The organism is Halogeometricum borinquense DSM 11551 (assembly GCF_000172995.2).
Classification (GTDB): Archaea; Halobacteriota; Halobacteria; order Halobacteriales; family Haloferacaceae; genus Halogeometricum; species Halogeometricum borinquense.
In genome coordinates this window covers 1,933,499-1,949,422 of the sequence record NC_014729.1, presented here as the reverse complement: position 1 = coordinate 1,949,422, position 15,924 = coordinate 1,933,499, and the positions used below count along the sequence as shown (strand labels likewise).

The 15,924-nt window shown below is 58.2% G+C and carries 16 protein-coding genes and 2 pseudogenes; 13 read left to right on the top strand and 5 right to left on the bottom strand.

Features of this window, described 5'->3' with window-relative positions:
* Window positions 1–38 precede the first annotated feature (38 nt).
* The 3 genes from HBOR_RS09815 to HBOR_RS09805 form a co-directional block, all read right to left on the bottom strand.
* The gene (locus HBOR_RS09815) at window positions 39–1,238 is read right to left on the bottom strand and encodes a chemotaxis protein CheC (RefSeq protein WP_006056943.1); all 1,200 of its coding nucleotides are present in this window, start codon (window positions 1,236–1,238) and stop codon (window positions 39–41) included.
* Window positions 1,235–1,603 (bottom strand): chemotaxis protein CheY, encoded by a 369-nt coding sequence (gene cheY / locus HBOR_RS09810; protein ID WP_006056944.1) that lies wholly within the window; start codon window positions 1,601–1,603, stop codon window positions 1,235–1,237. The genes HBOR_RS09815 and cheY overlap by 4 nt, the downstream gene beginning before the upstream one ends.
* Before the next feature lie 107 nt (window positions 1,604–1,710).
* A complete protein-coding gene (locus tag HBOR_RS09805; RefSeq protein ID WP_006056945.1) occupies window positions 1,711–2,280 on the bottom strand; it encodes a DUF7500 family protein in 570 nt (189 codons plus the stop codon).
* Window positions 2,281–2,510: 230 nt separating this feature from the next.
* Here HBOR_RS09805 and HBOR_RS09800 point away from each other — a divergent pair, with 230 nt between their 5' ends.
* From HBOR_RS09800 to HBOR_RS09780, 5 genes are all read left to right on the top strand, one after another.
* Window positions 2,511–2,849 (top strand): ArsR/SmtB family transcription factor, encoded by a 339-nt coding sequence (locus tag HBOR_RS09800; RefSeq protein ID WP_006056946.1) that lies wholly within the window; start codon window positions 2,511–2,513, stop codon window positions 2,847–2,849.
* Between the two features lie 247 nt (window positions 2,850–3,096).
* On the top strand, window positions 3,097–3,774 hold the full coding sequence (locus tag HBOR_RS09795) for an archaellin/type IV pilin N-terminal domain-containing protein (RefSeq protein ID WP_006056947.1): 678 nt from the start codon (window positions 3,097–3,099) through the stop codon (window positions 3,772–3,774).
* A 12-nt stretch (window positions 3,775–3,786) separates the two neighbouring features.
* Entirely contained in the window at window positions 3,787–4,422 is a 636-nt protein-coding gene (locus tag HBOR_RS09790) for an archaellin/type IV pilin N-terminal domain-containing protein (RefSeq protein ID WP_006056948.1), read from the top strand.
* Between the two features lie 158 nt (window positions 4,423–4,580).
* Window positions 4,581–5,261 carry an archaellin/type IV pilin N-terminal domain-containing protein gene (locus HBOR_RS09785; protein WP_006056949.1) on the top strand — a complete coding sequence of 227 codons (681 nt, stop codon included), beginning with the start codon at window positions 4,581–4,583 and terminating at the stop codon, window positions 5,259–5,261.
* A gap of 12 nt (window positions 5,262–5,273) precedes the next feature.
* The gene (locus tag HBOR_RS09780) at window positions 5,274–5,912 is read left to right on the top strand and encodes an archaellin/type IV pilin N-terminal domain-containing protein (protein WP_006056950.1); all 639 of its coding nucleotides are present in this window, start codon (window positions 5,274–5,276) and stop codon (window positions 5,910–5,912) included.
* Window positions 5,913–6,165: 253 nt separating this feature from the next.
* Here HBOR_RS09780 and HBOR_RS09775 read toward each other — a convergent pair whose 3' ends face one another.
* Window positions 6,166–6,912, bottom strand: a complete 747-nt coding sequence (locus HBOR_RS09775; RefSeq protein WP_006056951.1) for an RAD55 family ATPase — start codon at window positions 6,910–6,912, stop codon at window positions 6,166–6,168.
* 302 nt (window positions 6,913–7,214) lie between these two features.
* Between HBOR_RS09775 and HBOR_RS09770 the strand changes: the two genes are divergently transcribed.
* From HBOR_RS09770 to HBOR_RS09740, 8 genes and pseudogenes are all read left to right on the top strand, one after another.
* The gene (locus HBOR_RS09770) at window positions 7,215–8,585 is read left to right on the top strand and encodes a FlaD/FlaE family flagellar protein (RefSeq protein WP_006056952.1); all 1,371 of its coding nucleotides are present in this window, start codon (window positions 7,215–7,217) and stop codon (window positions 8,583–8,585) included.
* On the top strand, window positions 8,569–9,021 hold the full coding sequence (locus HBOR_RS09765) for a flagellar protein f (protein ID WP_006056953.1): 453 nt from the start codon (window positions 8,569–8,571) through the stop codon (window positions 9,019–9,021). Before HBOR_RS09770 ends, HBOR_RS09765 begins: the two co-directional genes overlap by 17 nt.
* A 3-nt stretch (window positions 9,022–9,024) precedes the next feature.
* Window positions 9,025–9,477, top strand: a complete 453-nt coding sequence (locus tag HBOR_RS09760; RefSeq protein ID WP_006056954.1) for a flagellar protein g — start codon at window positions 9,025–9,027, stop codon at window positions 9,475–9,477.
* A gap of 3 nt (window positions 9,478–9,480) precedes the next feature.
* A complete protein-coding gene (locus HBOR_RS09755; RefSeq protein WP_006056955.1) occupies window positions 9,481–10,230 on the top strand; it encodes an ATPase domain-containing protein in 750 nt (249 codons plus the stop codon).
* A pseudogene (locus HBOR_RS20580) lies at window positions 10,230–10,626 on the top strand (type II/IV secretion system ATPase subunit); the annotation flags it as partial. The gene HBOR_RS09755 and the pseudogene HBOR_RS20580, both read left to right, overlap by 1 nt.
* A gap of 59 nt (window positions 10,627–10,685) precedes the next feature.
* Window positions 10,686–11,897, top strand: a pseudogene (locus HBOR_RS09750) (type II/IV secretion system ATPase subunit); the annotation flags it as partial.
* 2 nt (window positions 11,898–11,899) lie between these two features.
* Window positions 11,900–13,651 carry an archaellar assembly protein FlaJ gene (gene flaJ, locus HBOR_RS09745; protein WP_006056957.1) on the top strand — a complete coding sequence of 584 codons (1,752 nt, stop codon included), beginning with the start codon at window positions 11,900–11,902 and terminating at the stop codon, window positions 13,649–13,651.
* 83 nt (window positions 13,652–13,734) lie between these two features.
* Window positions 13,735–14,784, top strand: coding sequence for a CheF family chemotaxis protein (locus tag HBOR_RS09740; RefSeq protein ID WP_006056958.1), 1,050 nt, complete (start codon window positions 13,735–13,737; stop codon window positions 14,782–14,784).
* Between the two features lie 254 nt (window positions 14,785–15,038).
* Here HBOR_RS09740 and HBOR_RS09735 read toward each other — a convergent pair whose 3' ends face one another.
* On the bottom strand, window positions 15,039–15,923 hold the full coding sequence (locus HBOR_RS09735) for a CheF family chemotaxis protein (protein WP_006056959.1): 885 nt from the start codon (window positions 15,921–15,923) through the stop codon (window positions 15,039–15,041).
* Window position 15,924: the final 1 nt, after the last annotated feature.

Here is a 15,924-nt window from a genome sequence, read left to right as displayed (position 1 = left end):
GAGACGACACGAGGTAGACGCTCGGTGTCGTCTCCTCGTTACGGCTGTTGTACCTCCGCTCCGAGACGGTCTAAGGCATCGCGGAGTTCGGCTTCGTTCGGAAGCGCATAGATGTCGCACGTGAACTCGTCGTTCGGAGTGCGAATAGCCGAGTCAATGAGGAAAGCGTACTCTTGCGCCTGCGCGAGTTCGGTTGCCAACGGGTCAATGATGGCAGAGCCGAGGTCGTCCACGTACGTCGGCGGTGAGATATCGATGGTCGTCTCTAGCGCGTTCGCCCACCCGTCGATGAATCCGGAGGTGACGATGTTGCCGATTTCTTGGATTGCACTCTGCTGCATGGCCGGGTCAGCTTCCATACCGGGCATGAGTGCGTCCGCAACGCGGTCTGCGGACGTTTCATCGAACAAGATAGCGATATACCCGGAGGGCGTCCCCATGAACTCCAAGACGACACCACGACGGGTCGCGTCAGTGAGTTCCATCGGAACCGCCTCAATCGGGACGAAACTCAGGCGACTCACTTCGACGACCGACTCCATGCCGGTCATCGCCGTGAGGTCATCGGACGCCTGTTCGGCACCGTCCGAAATCATGTTCGAGAAGGACGTGAACGTCTCTATCGGCACCGCCGTCGATCCATCGCCCGCGATGCGGGAAATCGTCTTGATGGAATCGTGCGTCGGGAGCATGTAGATATGGAAGCCGACCTGTTGATCGTCCGTATCTAACTGATTCCGGAACGCGAGGACGTGGTCGTCGCCCGTCGCCATCTGGAATCCGGAGTCGCCGGTGATGTCTTCTAACGCCCCTTCCGTCTGCATGTCCACGTACGTCGGCGTGGTGATGTCGATAGACGTATCGAGGTAGTCGGCCCATCCGTCGAGGAAGCCCCCGAGCATGATGTTTCCGAGTTCCTTCAGTCCGCTCGTCGCCATCTCACCGTCCGGTTGGTCTGCAGCACCGGGAACGAGTGCATCGACGAGCTGGACGGCCTCCTGACGGTCGAACGCGAGGACGGTCCGGCCGTCGATGCCGCCGTTAAATCCGATATGGACAGTCACGAGATCCTGTTCGCGGAACTCACGTTCCACGTCGGCTCGCGTGCTGACTTCGATTTTCGTAACGTTGACGAACGTCTCGATGCCGGTGAGTTGCGACAGCGACCCCGCAGCACGTTCCGCACCGGAGTGTGCGAGGCGGCTGAACGTCCGTAACGACTGGACGTCGAGATTCATGCCTCGACGCTCACCACGTCGTCGATAGCTTGGAGCACGTTCGGCTTCTGGAACGGCTTCGTAATGTAGCCGTCAGCACCGGCCTCGACGGCCTCGCGCATCTTCTCTTCTTGTCCGACGGACGTGCACATGATGACCGACGAGTTGGGGTCTAGCGACTTGATTTCGGTTGTCGCCTCGATGCCGTTCCGAATCGGCATCACGACGTCCATCGTGACCACATCTGGTTCGAGTTCTCGGTACATCTCGACCGCTTCGACGCCGTTCTCTGCCTCGCCGACTACTTCGTGCTCCCCATCGAGCAACTGCTTCAGCAGGTTCCGCATAAACGCTGAGTCGTCCACGACCAGTACGGTGCTTGCCATGCTCCTTCTTTCCTGGAAATCGGGTATAAACCCTTCCCCCCCATTATCAGCGCTGATATGCCACTCCGCGAGATGGAGCAAAACAGGAGATAGAGAACTTAAATCGGCTATTTTTCGTTCGGTGGTGGTATCTGAAGTCCATCCCCGGCGAGCGCTTCGACGAGGTCACCGATGGAGTCATCGAGAGTCAGGCCCTGCTCGCGGAGCACGGGTGCGAGTACTTTTGTTGGAAACGTCACGTCAGTGTCCGACGCGAGGAGGAGAATGCCGAGTACCTCCGCGGGGGAGGCATCGGCCTCGACTTGGCTTGCATACCACTGAGCGATGTCACCGAACGCTGTGGCCACGTCGTCGGAAAACAGTTCCCGCTGTTCGATTGACTCCTCGAACGACGCAGTAAGCGCAAATCCGAAGTCGGCGTCCCGGTCTGAGACGTACCGCGCCATCTGTTGGCTGGCGAACTTTCCGCGTTCTTCTATCGTTCGTTCTTCCTCCGAGGGTATCTCTTCGTCCGCATCAACGTTCGGCGTTCCGTCGTTGTCGGTGGCGACGACGAACCGGCCCTCCTCCAGTTCTGCCACACGACTGCTCTCTGTGTAATCTAACTCACGCGGTCCGATGATACCCTCCTCACGTCGTCGCGATGGATGGTCTCTGGGAGGGTCGTCGGACGCCATGCCGGGAGGTGGCCACGGCGAACTAATAAGACCATCGCCGTCCAGTACAGAACAGAGCCCATTGGATGGGGTTCTCCGGAACGCGATTGCCCCGCCACAAACAGCTACAGCACTCTAAACTGACCTGCGCTTTGAGAGCATCTGGTACCAGTTACCCCCTTCGTCAGTCCGATTTCTCATCCAGATAACCAACACATTCACATTAGCTCACGACAGAAGTATCTCCATCTATGGAGTCTGACAGGACCCTCTCAGCACTGGGCAACGATTACAACCCCGATATATTACGGGCTGCAGACGAACCCCACTCTGCACAAGAGTTCAGCGAGATGCTCGATATCCCGATTGCAACGTGCTACCGCCGCATCGAAGAACTGACCTCCGCCGGTCTTCTCGAACTGCACGACAGGGTCCTTTCCGACGAGCACCGACGTACCAACGTCTACCGACGCGAGGTTGACGAGATTCTCATCCGCTTTGACGGACAGGAGTGTAATATCCAGATCACAGAGCGTCCCGAAGTCAAGAACAAACTCGACGACGTCTGGCGTCAGATCGCGCGGGACTAGTCCCCGACCAGAAACTCACCCGCACGCTGTCCTCGTCACCCTCCTTCGTTTTCATCTCTGCTAATTGCTAACGAACAGTTGCACGTGCTCACGTGTGCGCATAGAATTTATTCATCCTCGTGCCGGTGGTCCGTTATCACCGAAGATAATTTGAACCGTAGCGTTATGTACGACACTCTGATTGTCAGCATCGTAGGTCTTCTCCTCCGGCGAGGGGGTGGGGGACCAAGCTCGAGATATACAACACATGTTCGAAAAATTTGACACCGATCGCGGTCAGGTCGGTATCGGTACGCTCATCGTGTTCATTGCGATGGTCCTCGTCGCGGCAATTGCCGCGGGGGTCCTCGTGAACACGGCCGGGTTCTTGCAGGCGACTGCACAGGACGCAGGACAGGAAAGTGTGAATAAGGTCACCAACCGTGTTGACGTTGTCAGCACCCACGGTATCGTCAACGACGAAGCCAATGAACTCACTGTTGACAGTCTGAACCTGACGGTTCGACTCGCCGCTGGTTCCGGCAGTGTCTCACTCGAAGACACCACCATCAAGTACGTCAGTGATAGCACGGCTCGGAACCTCGTGTACGACAACGCGACGACGGACGCCGACGGCACGTCGCTCGGTAACGTCAGTGCGAACGACAAGAACTTCGGTAGCGACGGTCTGAACAACACGGAATTCACGGCGTACGCACTCGAAGACGGTGACGATACGTCGTTCCCTGTTCTCAGCAATCAGGGCGACCGCTACGAAATCGTCATCAACACGTCTGTCGTTGAAGACACCCCGACGAAAGGACTCAGCACTGGTGAATCCGTGAAGCTCGAGATTACGAGCCGCTCCGGCGGTTCCAGTCAGGTCATCCTGACGATGCCCCAGCAGCTCGCGGGCAAGAACGACAACGACCCCATCGCTCTCTAAGGATTGAATAAAATGTTCGAGAAATTCAACAACGACGACCGCGGTCAGGTCGGTATCGGTACGCTCATCGTGTTCATCGCGATGGTCCTCGTCGCGGCAATCGCCGCGGGGGTCCTCGTGAACACGGCCGGCTTCCTGCAGGCGACTGCAGAAGACGCCGGACAAGAAAGTGTGAACAAGGTCACCAACCGCGTCGAGGTGCTCAACACCCACGGCGAGGTTGGCGACGACACGATTCGCAACATCCAGATGACCGTCCGCTTGGCGGCCGGTTCCAGCAGTGTGGATATGAATGAGACGTCGGTGAAGTATCTCAGCGCGACGACGGTGCAGACGCTGACGAACCAGACCGACGACGATTCGGAGGGCCTGATTCAAGAGGCCGACTCCGACGAATTCGCCCTCACTGAGGTGACGGACGATGACGGATCGTTCGGCGTGCTCAACAGCATGAACGACCGTTACGGCGTCACTATCAACACGACCAAGGTCGAAGCGGGCGACAGCGCCAACCACGACAAGGGTCTCAAGACCGGAGAACAGGTGACGCTCGAGATAACGAGCCGCACGGGTGGCACGACGCAGGTCATCCTGACGATGCCCCAGCAACTCGCCGGTAAGAACGCGGGCGACCCGGTCGAACTCTAAGTTCGCCGACGCTCTCGTATCGCCTTTCGGAACTCTTCTTCTAGATATCAAATTGGATAATTAGAGCCGTAGGATTATGTATGTCAATCTGATTGTCACCATCGTAGGTCTTCTCCTCCGGCGAGGGGGTGGGGGACCGAACTGGAGATATACAACCTATGTTCGAAGAATTTGACACCGACCGCGGTCAGGTCGGTATCGGTACGCTCATCGTGTTCATTGCGATGGTCCTCGTCGCAGCAATCGCTGCCGGGGTCCTCGTGAACACGGCCGGGTTCTTGCAGGCGACTGCACAGGACGCGGGGCAGGAAAGTGTGAATAAGGTCACTAACCGTGTTGACGTCGTTAGCGAGCACGGTATCGTCAACGATACCGGTGACGGTCTCGCGGTCGACAGTCTGAACCTGACGGTTCGACTCGCCGCTGGTTCCGGCAGTGTCTCACTCGAAGACACCACCATCAAGTACGTGAGTGGGACCACGGCACGGAACCTCGTGTACGACAACGCGACGACGGACGCCGACGGCACGAAGCTCGGCAACGTCAGTAAGTACGATGGCGCAGCGGCGCTCGGCAACGACGGTCTGAACAACACGGAGTTCGCGGCGTACGCGCTGGAAGACGGTGACGACACCTCGTTCCCCGTGCTGAGCGGACAGGCCGATCGCTACGAGATGATCATCAACACGTCGGTCGTTGAAGGTAACGGCGCCGGTGTCAGCACTGGCGACTCCGTGAAGCTCGAGATTACGAGCCGTTCCGGTGGTTCGACGCAGGTCATCCTGACGATGCCCCAGCAGCTCGCGGGCAAGAATGACAACGACCCTATCGCTCTCTAAGGATTGAATAAAATGTTCGAGAAATTCAACAACGACGACCGCGGTCAGGTCGGTATCGGTACGCTCATCGTGTTCATCGCGATGGTCCTCGTCGCGGCAATCGCCGCGGGGGTCCTCGTGAACACGGCCGGCTTCCTGCAGGCGACTGCAGAAGACGCGGGAGAACAGAGCGTAAACAAGGTCACCAACCGCGTCGAGGTGCTCAACACCCACGGCGTCGTCGGTGACGACACGATTCGTAGCATCAACATGACCGTCCGTCTGGCAGCCGGGTCCAGCAGTGTGGACATGAACGAGACGTCGGTGAAATACCTCAGTTCGGATACGGTGCAGACGCTGACGAACCAGACAACGAGTGACGGCGACGGAACGGTTAAGACCGCCGACGCTAACGAGTTTGGTCTGGATAAGGTCACCGACGATGACGGATCGTTCGGTGTTCTCAACAGCATGAACGACCGCTACGTTGCAACCATCAACACCTCGGATATCGAAGCCGGTACGAACGACGCGGGTCACTCGAACGGTCTCAACACCGGTGACTCGGTCACGCTCGAAATCACGAGTCGTACGGGTGGCACGACGCAGGTTATCCTGACGATGCCCCAGCAACTCGCCGGTAAGAACGCGGGCGACCCGATCGAACTCTAAGTTCGACGACGCCCTCGAATCGCCTTTCGACTCCAACTCATTTCTGGCAGAGATCAACCTGAGAGCGGCAGCACTATCCAAGCGAGAGCGCCAGTGCGTGGCCCTCATCACGCAGACATGGCTGTCGTTAGGAAACAGACGGCCGCAGAACGGGTGTGAAGATGCTCGAAGGGCCTCATAAGGATGGTTGTCGTCTCTCCCGATAATCACCGTGATACGATTATCGGTACGCAGATCAACCGTCCTTATCAGACTACTCTAAGTCGCCCTCGTCGCCGAACCACGGCGGCGACTCACCGACCATCGAGAAGCCAGCCGCTTGTTCGTATATCTGAATCCCGCCCTCGTTGATTTCGAGGGGGAACATCGAATTCTTGATCGACTGTTTCCGCATCTTCGCCACCCAGACGTACCGATTACTCGTCGCACCGGCGGGGCTCTGTATCAGGTAGATGTTCCCGTCGGTGAGGAAGTTCTCCAGTCCAATCTCCGTTTCGGGGAAGATAGCAGACTGTTCGGTAGTCAAAAGCGAGGTCAGGTCGCTATCTTTCAGGATGTCGATGAACTTGAGGAGGTACTGTCGTTGTTCCTTTTCGTCTTCGAAGAACAGTTGGAACATCGTTAGCGAGTCGAGGACAAGTCGGTCGTACGACGTGTCCTGGAGGTCGCCGAGGATCCGGTCGAGCGTCGAAGAGAAGTCGCCGTCACGAAGTAGCGTGCGCTTATCGTACACTTTGATCTTCCCTTCCTCGACGTACTCCGACCACCGGTCGAATCCGATGGACTCTGCCGCCTCTTGGATGTCGTCTTCGGCTTCCTCGAAGGTGAGGTAGATTCCTCCTTCGTCGTATTTGTCGACGCCGTTGTAGAGATACTGCAGACCGAGGATACTCTTCCCCGTACCGGGGTTGCCGCTGATGAGTACCGCGGCGTTCTTGACGATGCCGCCGTTTAGGATGGAGTCGAGGCCTTCGACTCCGGTTTTTACGAACTCTGGCATAGATGATGACCCTCCGTGTAGGCTATCGGTACGCTCATCAGTCTTCCAAGCGGATAATTCTTCTCACACGGTCTGAAGCGTTCGCAAAAGAGCAAACGGATCTGTCGTGATGCCATATCACGGCTGATAATTTGGTGGCAACATTCTTGTACTGATGACTGTACAATTGAGTCAATGCTACCTGTTTCCCCGACGTCGGAGTGCCCATCCGATCGGGAACCGACGGAACAGCGGTGTGAGGGCCGCGTTTCGTTGACCGGTGAGCGGGGCCGATCGGCCCACCCACAACGGAGGCGAGACGGATGGGAATGATGGATTGGATAGACGGGGAAGACGAAGAGACGCGGTCTGACGGTGAGGGGACCGGTCTTGCAACCGACGGCCTCGGATTCGACGAGGACCTCGACGACTTCGGAGACGACTTCGGAGACTTCGAAGACGACGACATGGAAGGCTTCGACGACGACGGCGGAGACTTCGGTGGAGGGGGCGGCGGGGACGTCGATCCCAACACCATCGCCGAACTGGAAGACCGCGTCTCCGACCTAGAGAACGAGGTCAGTGCCACGTCTTCCAGCGTCAACACCGTCCGCGAAGAGAACAAACAGATCGGAGAAACCGTCGAAGAACTCGACGATACCGTCCGCAAACTGCTCGACATCTACGAGATGGTCACTCGCGGAATCAACCCGTTCGTTGACGACGCCCGCGAGATGGGTGGGCTAGAAGGCGGCGGGTCGTTCGGTCTGTTCGACGCCGAAGAAGAAGAAGAGGAACATCTCGACCCCGATGTCGCGTCTGCGGACGCAGAGAGCTTCTTCGACGAAGACTTCGGTGAACTCGAAGAAGAGTCCGAAGAAGCGGAGTTGGCCGCCGAAGACGAACTCGCCGAGAACGAGCGGGAGGATCCCGCAGAGGAGATTCTCGGAGACGAGGAGCCGGTTGTCGAGGATGACGAAGAAGAGGCCAGCGGTGGGTCGAGCTTCGACGATCTGAAATCCGAGTACGAAGAGGAGGAGGGGTGGGACGAAGAAGACGAAGAAGAAGACGAAGAGGTCGATGATTCGCCTCTCGACACCGACGACTTAGCTGTCGAGGATGACGATATTCCGACAACAGAGGAACTCGTTGGCGAGGAAGATGCGGAGTCGGAAGAAGAAGAAGAAGAAGAAACGTTGGAGGAAGAACTCGAAGCAGGCGAACCGGACACCGAAGACGACGTGGAACTCACGGACGAACCAGTTGCAACGACCGAGACGGACGATACTGGTTCGTTCGAGTTTGCCGAAACGACCGCCGACCAGACATCCCAACAGACGGACGAAGCATCGGATGTCTACCTCGCGTCGTTACCTGCAAGCTACGTCGCGGAGTCAGTCGCGTTGGAATGGACTCGATTCCTCGTGTCTGTCGGTGGCGCAATCGGCGCTGCGCGTGCGCTCCGTCAGTACCGCGAACAAGAATGGATCTCGCGTACCGTCGAGAAACAGATGAACGCGCACGTTCGCAACGCCGCCGCCTCGACGACGGCAGAGGAACCACAAGACCTCCGCGTCGAACACCACAAAGAAAGCCTCACGTACGTCAGCCGACTCGCGGGCGACGTCGCCGAGGCGCGTCTGCTCGAAGAGCTGTCGCACCGAGGAGGGGGTCACCGTGGGCTTCGGCGTTAGTGGTTCCACGGCGATCATCTTCCTCGGCGTACTCATCGCTACGGGGACGCTGTACACCACTGTGTCGGACACGACAGAAATGCTCAACGACGCTGAGGACTCGAACAGCGAACACCTGCTCGAACGGCGCAACACGGGCATAAACGTCACGTCGGTCACCTACAGCAACAACAGCGGAACCTATCCGATGGACATCCGTGTCAAGAATACGGGAACGCTGACGCTGTCGGCCAACGACACATCGGTCCTCGTGAATAACGAGTATCAGCAGCCGAGCGGGTCCACGCGAACTGTCGATGGTACGTCGGGCACCGACATCTGGGCACCCAACGAGACGCTCCTGATCGAACTCACCGTAGACAACGAACCGAAACGGGTCAAGATAGTCACCGAAAACGGCGTCACTGACTCGAACTCGACGCTGGAGGAGGTCTAACCGATGGCAGACGTCTCCGCACCGACGCTCATCCTGTTCATCGCCAGCCTCGTTATCGCTGCAGGCGTTTCGGGCGTTCTTATCAACACGGTGACGGACATCAGTAGCGCCCTCGATGATCGGGGAGCGGACGTGTCGAAGAACATCCGTACCGACGTAGAAATTATCAGCGACTCCGAGTCGTCAGTGTACGACTCCGGTTCCGGGAACCTCACGCTGTACGTGAAGAACACCGGTACGCGAACCCTTCCGGCGACTGGACAGACGTTCGACGTCATCGTGAACGCACAGTACCGAACCAATGTCACGGTTACTGTCGCCGACGGCGACTCCCACTGGGGACCGCACGGCGTGGTCAAAGTCGTCATCGGCGACCTGTCGTTGGCTGATAACGAAGACCATCGCGTGAAACTCGTCGTTGACGGCGACGAAGAGACGTTCAGATTCAGGACGTAATCTATGAAATCAAATCAATTCTCACTCGGGTTACAACAGCACGACCGGTTGCAGAAAGAACTCGGTGGAGGGATCCCACGCGGGGCCATCGTCCTCATCGAAGGGGACTATGGTGCCGGAAAGAGTGTCCTCTCACAGCGGTTTACCTACGGGTTCAGTCAGGAGGATATCGTTACGTCCCTCATCTCCACGGAGTTGGGCGTCCGTGGCTTCCTCGACCAGATGCACTCGCTGGAGTACGATATGGTGAAGCCCTTGCTCAACGAGGAAGTGCTTTTCATCCCGGCCGAGATAGACGCCTCCGGCGCGCTAACCGGCGGAAACGCCTCCGAGCGAAAACAACTCCTCCGGCGACTCATGGAGGCCGAGACGCTGTGGGAGGCGGACGTGACCATCATCGACACGTTCGACGCCATCCTGCGTAACGACCCGCAGTTCGAAGCACTCGTTCGTCAGAACGAAGAGCGACAGGCCGCTCTCGAAATTATCTCGTTCTTCCGCGAGCTGACGACGAAGAACAAGACTATCATACTCACCGTTGACCCCTCCACTGTGGACGAGGACGCTATCGGACCGTTCCGGTCTATCGCGGACGTGTACCTTCAGTTGGAGATGGTCGAGGTCGGGAACGACGTGCGTCGGAACATCTTCGTGAAGCGCTTTGCGGGGATGGGCGAACAGGTCGGTGACCGAATCGGGTTCTCGGTCCGGTCGGGAATCGGCATCGTCATCGAAAGCAGGAGTGTTGCATAATGGCGACCGAACACGGCTCTGCGAAACTGTCCGACGACCTGAAACAGCACGCGATGCGCTGGGGGCACCTGCGCGATCACCTCAAGCGCTTCCGGCAGATAACCGGGGAGTTCCCGATGCTGGTCGAGGAAGCGTCGGGTGAGTACGAATCTCGCCGTCCGAACATCATCTACCACCTCGGCGGGCCAATCTACGCCCAAGTGTACGGCAACTTCGGGGAGACGACGAAGTACTACGCTATCGAACCGGAACTCGACGAGGAGGAACAGGAGGTATTCGATCAGGTGAAAGACAAACTGCTCGAACGTTCCGTATCGAAGCCCGCACCGGAGGGTGACGTGGAGTACGAGGACCGTATCGAGGAGTTGCTGGAGGAGATTGTCGTCCTCGAAGGCAAACAAACGGGCCGGGTCCACGAACTCATCCAACGGTTGGATATTGGGCCCATGCAGATCACAGAGGAGACCTACGAGAAGATACAGTACCGCTTGGTGCGCGACATCGTAGGTCTGGGGCCGCTCGAACCCATCATGCGCGACCCGGCGAACGAGGACATTCACGTGATCGGTCCCCAACAGGTCGACGTGGACCACGGTGTCTACGGTCTGTTGGAGACGACAGTCGAGTTCGGCTCGAAAGACCAGTTCGACAACTGGCTTCGGAATATGGGTGAACGCATCGGTGACCCCGTTTCCGACGCACACCCCATCGTGGACTCGACGCTCCCGGACGGGTCGCGTATCAACATCATCTACTCCGACGACGTGTCGCTGAAAGGGTCGAGCCTCACCATCCGTCAGGGCGATGACGTTCCGCTGTCGATATTCCAGATTACGAAGTGGGGGACGCTCTCGCCGGAGTTGTGCGGCTACCTCTGGATGGCGTTAGAGAACGAGCGGACCATCTTCGTTGTTGGCGAGACGGCATCTGGGAAGACGACGACGCTCAACGCGATCCTCTCGTTTATCCCGCAAGACTCGAAGATTTACACCGCAGAGGACACCGCGGAGGTGCTGCCGCCGCACGATACGTGGCAGCAACTCCTCACGCGCGAAGGCCGCGGTGCGGACTCTGAGGTTGACATGTTCGACCTCGTTGCGGCCGCGCTGCGTTCGCGCCCCGACTACATCATCGTGGGGGAGGTTCGTGGTGAAGAGGGTCGGATGGCGTTCCAGGCAGCACAGACCGGTCACCCGGTGATGCTGACGTTCCACGCATCCGACATCGTCTCGATGATTCAACGTTTCACTGGCGACCCGATCAATGTCCCCGAGACGTTCATGTCGAACTGTGACATTGCGCTGTTCCAAAACCGGGTCAAACGGGGCAACGATACGCTCCGCCGCGTGACCAGCGTGCAGGAGATCGAAGGCTACTCGAAGGAGATGGGCGGCGTCGTCACGCGCGAGGCGTTCTACTGGGACCCCGTCGATGACGAAATCGTGTTCCAGGGACGGAACAACTCCTTCATCATGGAGGAGAAGATCGCGACCCTCCTCGGGTACGACGACACGCGGAAGATCTACGATGACGTTGAGTACCGTGCTGAAATCGTCCGCCGCGCCATCCAAGAGAACATCACTGGCTACCACGAAGTGAACGAACTCATCGAGGACTTCCAACGGGACGGCGCGGAGGGCCTCCCGTTCGATATGGCGAGGTTGTAACGATGTCCGAGGCGAGTACCGGAGAAGAGTTCGGAACGCAGACGAAGCAAGTCAGAGCGTTCCTTGACTCCGTACTGGAGTCGTACGAACGGATGCCGATGCCCATCAGACGCTACGGTCTGGTGGTGTTGCTCCCTGCGGTGGTGTTCTTCATAGCATCGCTCGCCGGTGCGATTGCGCTTCCGTTGCCGTTACTCGTCCGTATCCCGATCTTCCTTTTAGGCGCGCTCATGCTCATTGGCGCGGTGTTGTACCCGCGTCTCCTCGTCGAAGAGCAACGCCGAGGGTTAGAGAACCAACTGCATCTCCTCATCACCCACATGACTGTCCTCTCGACGACGAACATCGACCGGGTGTCGGTGTTCAGACAACTGGGGAAAGAAGAGGAGTACGGCGAACTCGCCATCGAGATGCGCCGCATCACCGAACTGGTTGATACGTGGAACCAGTCGCTTGACGACGCCTGTGAGCGTCGTGCCCGGCAGGTTCCATCGAAGCCGCTTGCAGACTTCCTCGACAGGCTCGCGTACTCGCTCAGCGCGGGGCAGGATATTGACGACTTCCTTCTCGGTGAGCAGAGCGCAATGGTCCAAAAGTACATCACCGTCTACGAGAGCGCACTCGGGAACCTCGAGGTCATGAAGGACCTCTACCTCTCGATGATTCTGTCGATGACGTTCGCAGTCATCAACGCAATCGTCCTGCCAATCCTCACTGGGACCGACGCAACGTTGACCATCGCCGCAGTCATCGTCCTGTTCGTCTTCGTCCAACTCGGGTTCTACTACGTCATCAAGACGATGTCGCCGTACGACCCGCTCTGGTACGTCCAAAGCGAATACCGGACGAAGGCCGACCGGCAGATAGACATCGCACTTTACGGTGCCGTTGCGCTCTCGTTCGTCTTGGTCGGCATCCTTGCCCTCGGAACGGCTGGATTCACCTCGATTGGACAGTCCGTGCAGTCGGTCATGCTCGATACGCCTATCCCGTTACTCATCGCCGCCCCTCTCACGCCCTTGGCGATTCCGGGAATCATCGCCCGGCGGCACGAGAACCGTATCAAAGAGCGTGACGAGGAGTACCCCGGATTTATCCGCGCGCTGGGTGCCTCCGAGAGTGCAAAGCAGAGTACGACGACCGCCGTCCTGAAGACGCTCCGGACGAAGGACTTCGGTGTCCTTTCTCGGGAGATCGACCGGTTGTACGTCCGCCTCAACATGCGGATCGGCCCGACTCGGTCGTGGTTCTTCTTCACCGCCGAAGCGAGTTCCTACCTCATTCAGAAGTTCAGTGAGATGTACAACATCGGCCGCCAGATGGGTGGGACGCCGAAGCAACTCGGCGAACTCATCTCAAGCAACATGAACGAGATTGTCAAACTTCGCCGTCAGCGTGAACAAGCGACGGTTACGCTTATCGGCGTCCTCTACGGTATCACGGCGTCAGCGTCGTTCGCGTTCTTCATCGGCCTGGAGGTCGTAGAGATTCTGGCCTCGTTCTCGACGAAGATGAACCTCGGACAGATGCAGTTCGGGCAACTCATTTACGCGGGCGTCTACGATATCCCGCTGATCGAATACTTACTCGCACTCATCATCCTCTTCAACGCGCTGTTGTCGTCGTTGATGATTCGGATGGTTGACGGCGGACACAAGGCGAACGCCTACCTCCACTTCGTGGTGCTCGTATGGATCGGCTGTGCGAGTGCCGTCGCCACCTCATCGCTCGCAGGAGCACTGATTAGCGTATGACGGATGATAGTGACTCTAAGCCTGGTGTATCGAACTCGAATGCCCGCTGCTCACCCACCGATACTGGTGGTGGTCAGGACAGAGTGCTCCGCACTGATGGGGGAACAGGAGGCTCGCCAGCCGAGGAAACTGCCCCAACGAGTGCAGAGAGCGAAGAGCTGCTCGAAGCGTACCGGCAGAAGAAACGAGAGGAGGAGGAACCGGAGACTGAGGCCGAGAAGAAGCGGCGACTTCGCAAATCGAAGAACGGCGAATCCATTATCGTCGATTTCGTGGCGAACTTCGTCGCCGGTGGAGACGCGACCTTCGACCCGGTGAAAGGCCGCGTCCTGATGAGCGAGCACCGGCTCATTCTCGTCACGTCGAAGGCAAAGACGGTCGTCCCCGTCACCTCCATCTTCGACATTGCCGTCGGACAGGTCCCGCCGGAAGTAGAGGAGTTCTTCGACTACACCGTGATGGTCGGTTATATCGTCGGTAACCGGCGTCGGACGACGGTCATCGGGGGCGATCGGGAGACCATCGAGAAGTTCTCGCTGTTACTGTTCCGCGCGGCGCTGAACGGATCGACGACGCTCGTCAAACATCCCGCCAAAGTCGGTGGGCGAGTCATGGACACGCCGAAGCGAGAAACTGGCCTGCACCTCGATTACGAGTCAGTCGTCTTCCCCGGCAACGACGTTCTCGGAGAGAGCGATGAGCCGTTCGAGATCGACCTCGCGTCAGTCATCTTCTTCGAGGTCATCGAACGAACGATTGACGACGAAAAGCGACTCGTCCTCTCGGTTCAGCACGTCGAAAACGGACAGACCGTCACCACCGAGATTTCGATGGGGTCGCGTCGGAAGATGAACATCCTCGGACGTTACCTCCGCCTGATCTACCACTGGATCAAAAGCGACGTGCGCGACGTGGAAATCGAAGAGGAAACGCTGGAAGTACTCGTTGGCCTGTACTCGACCGGCCCGGAGATCGATATCGCATCGCTGCTCGACCTTGAGGAGGACGAACTCGAACACCGCCTCGCCGAACTGTTCGACGACGACCTCATCACAGACGAGGAGTTACCGTGTGATCTCACGCCGCAAGGCCGCTTCGTCGTCAACGAAGAGATTGAGGATGTCAACGTCTAGATCGGGGATCAGCATTGCTTGACTACGCGCGCGATTGCATGCTGACTTCGGTTGGTATTGCTGTCGCCTGCTCCCGGCTGTTCTAACTGTTCTCGTCTCTGTTCTGGCCGTTCGCTATCGCGGAGAGTCGCAAGCACGTACGTCTCTTTCCGTCAGGCTGGCGCGTCTCAAACTCGGACGACGGAGCGTTGTCACTCGGTTTCTCGGAGAAGCAATCGTCAGGGTCGGTCAGACGCGTTCGCGCCGACCCGTCGTCACATGTTCGCGCCTTGATCGTCGATAGCGTCAGCAGCGATAGACCGGCCACGGGCGTTGAGTTCGACTTCGTGGCGGATGCGTACCTCATCAAGGACGTTGTGGTCGATGAGTCGGACGAACAGCTCTTCGACTTCGTCTACGTCGATGCCGAGGAACGCGGGGATATCGAACGGAGAGACACCGGAGTATAGCGCCATCAACACCTGTTTGTCCTGTTGTGACAGTTCGAGTGCTGTCTCGGACTGCTCTTCGCCGATTTGGAACAACGACTTGAGGATGTTCACGGGACGCTCTGGGCCGGAGACGTACGTCTGGAGACTCGTCCCCTCGTCGTCGGAGTGCTCGACTTCGATGACTTCTCGAGATTCGTCGCGGACAGTCCGCCGACCCATCTCGATGTCACCGATGTCGTCCAACTGGACGTTGACGAACGATCCGTTGACCGTCGCAATGCTGACTGCGTCCTCTTCGACTTTCAGTCGCGCGCCCTCCCACTCGGTGTTCTGAACGACGCCACCCTCGACTGCCGGGTGACGGACGAGAAACCGCGTCGAGTTGAGCAACGCTCCGTACAGTTCGAGTTCGAACTCCTCGAAATCCGCGGGCGCGACGAGAACCACGTCTTCGCCGTCGTTGTAGTGGAGTGCGAGGTAGTCGGAAACAGTTGCGATGCGCTGGTTCACGTCGAACCGGCCACCGAGTTGCTCTATCGACGAGAGTGGAAAGGTCCGCTTACCGCCAGTACCAGCGAGGACGAGACGCTGGTTCGAAAGGAGGATGCGCCCGTTCGCCCAATTTGCATCGTTTAGATTCCGCCCTCCACGCTTGACTTGGAGGAACCGTCCGTTCGTGTCTGCGACCTTTTTCTCGCCAGCTTTCATC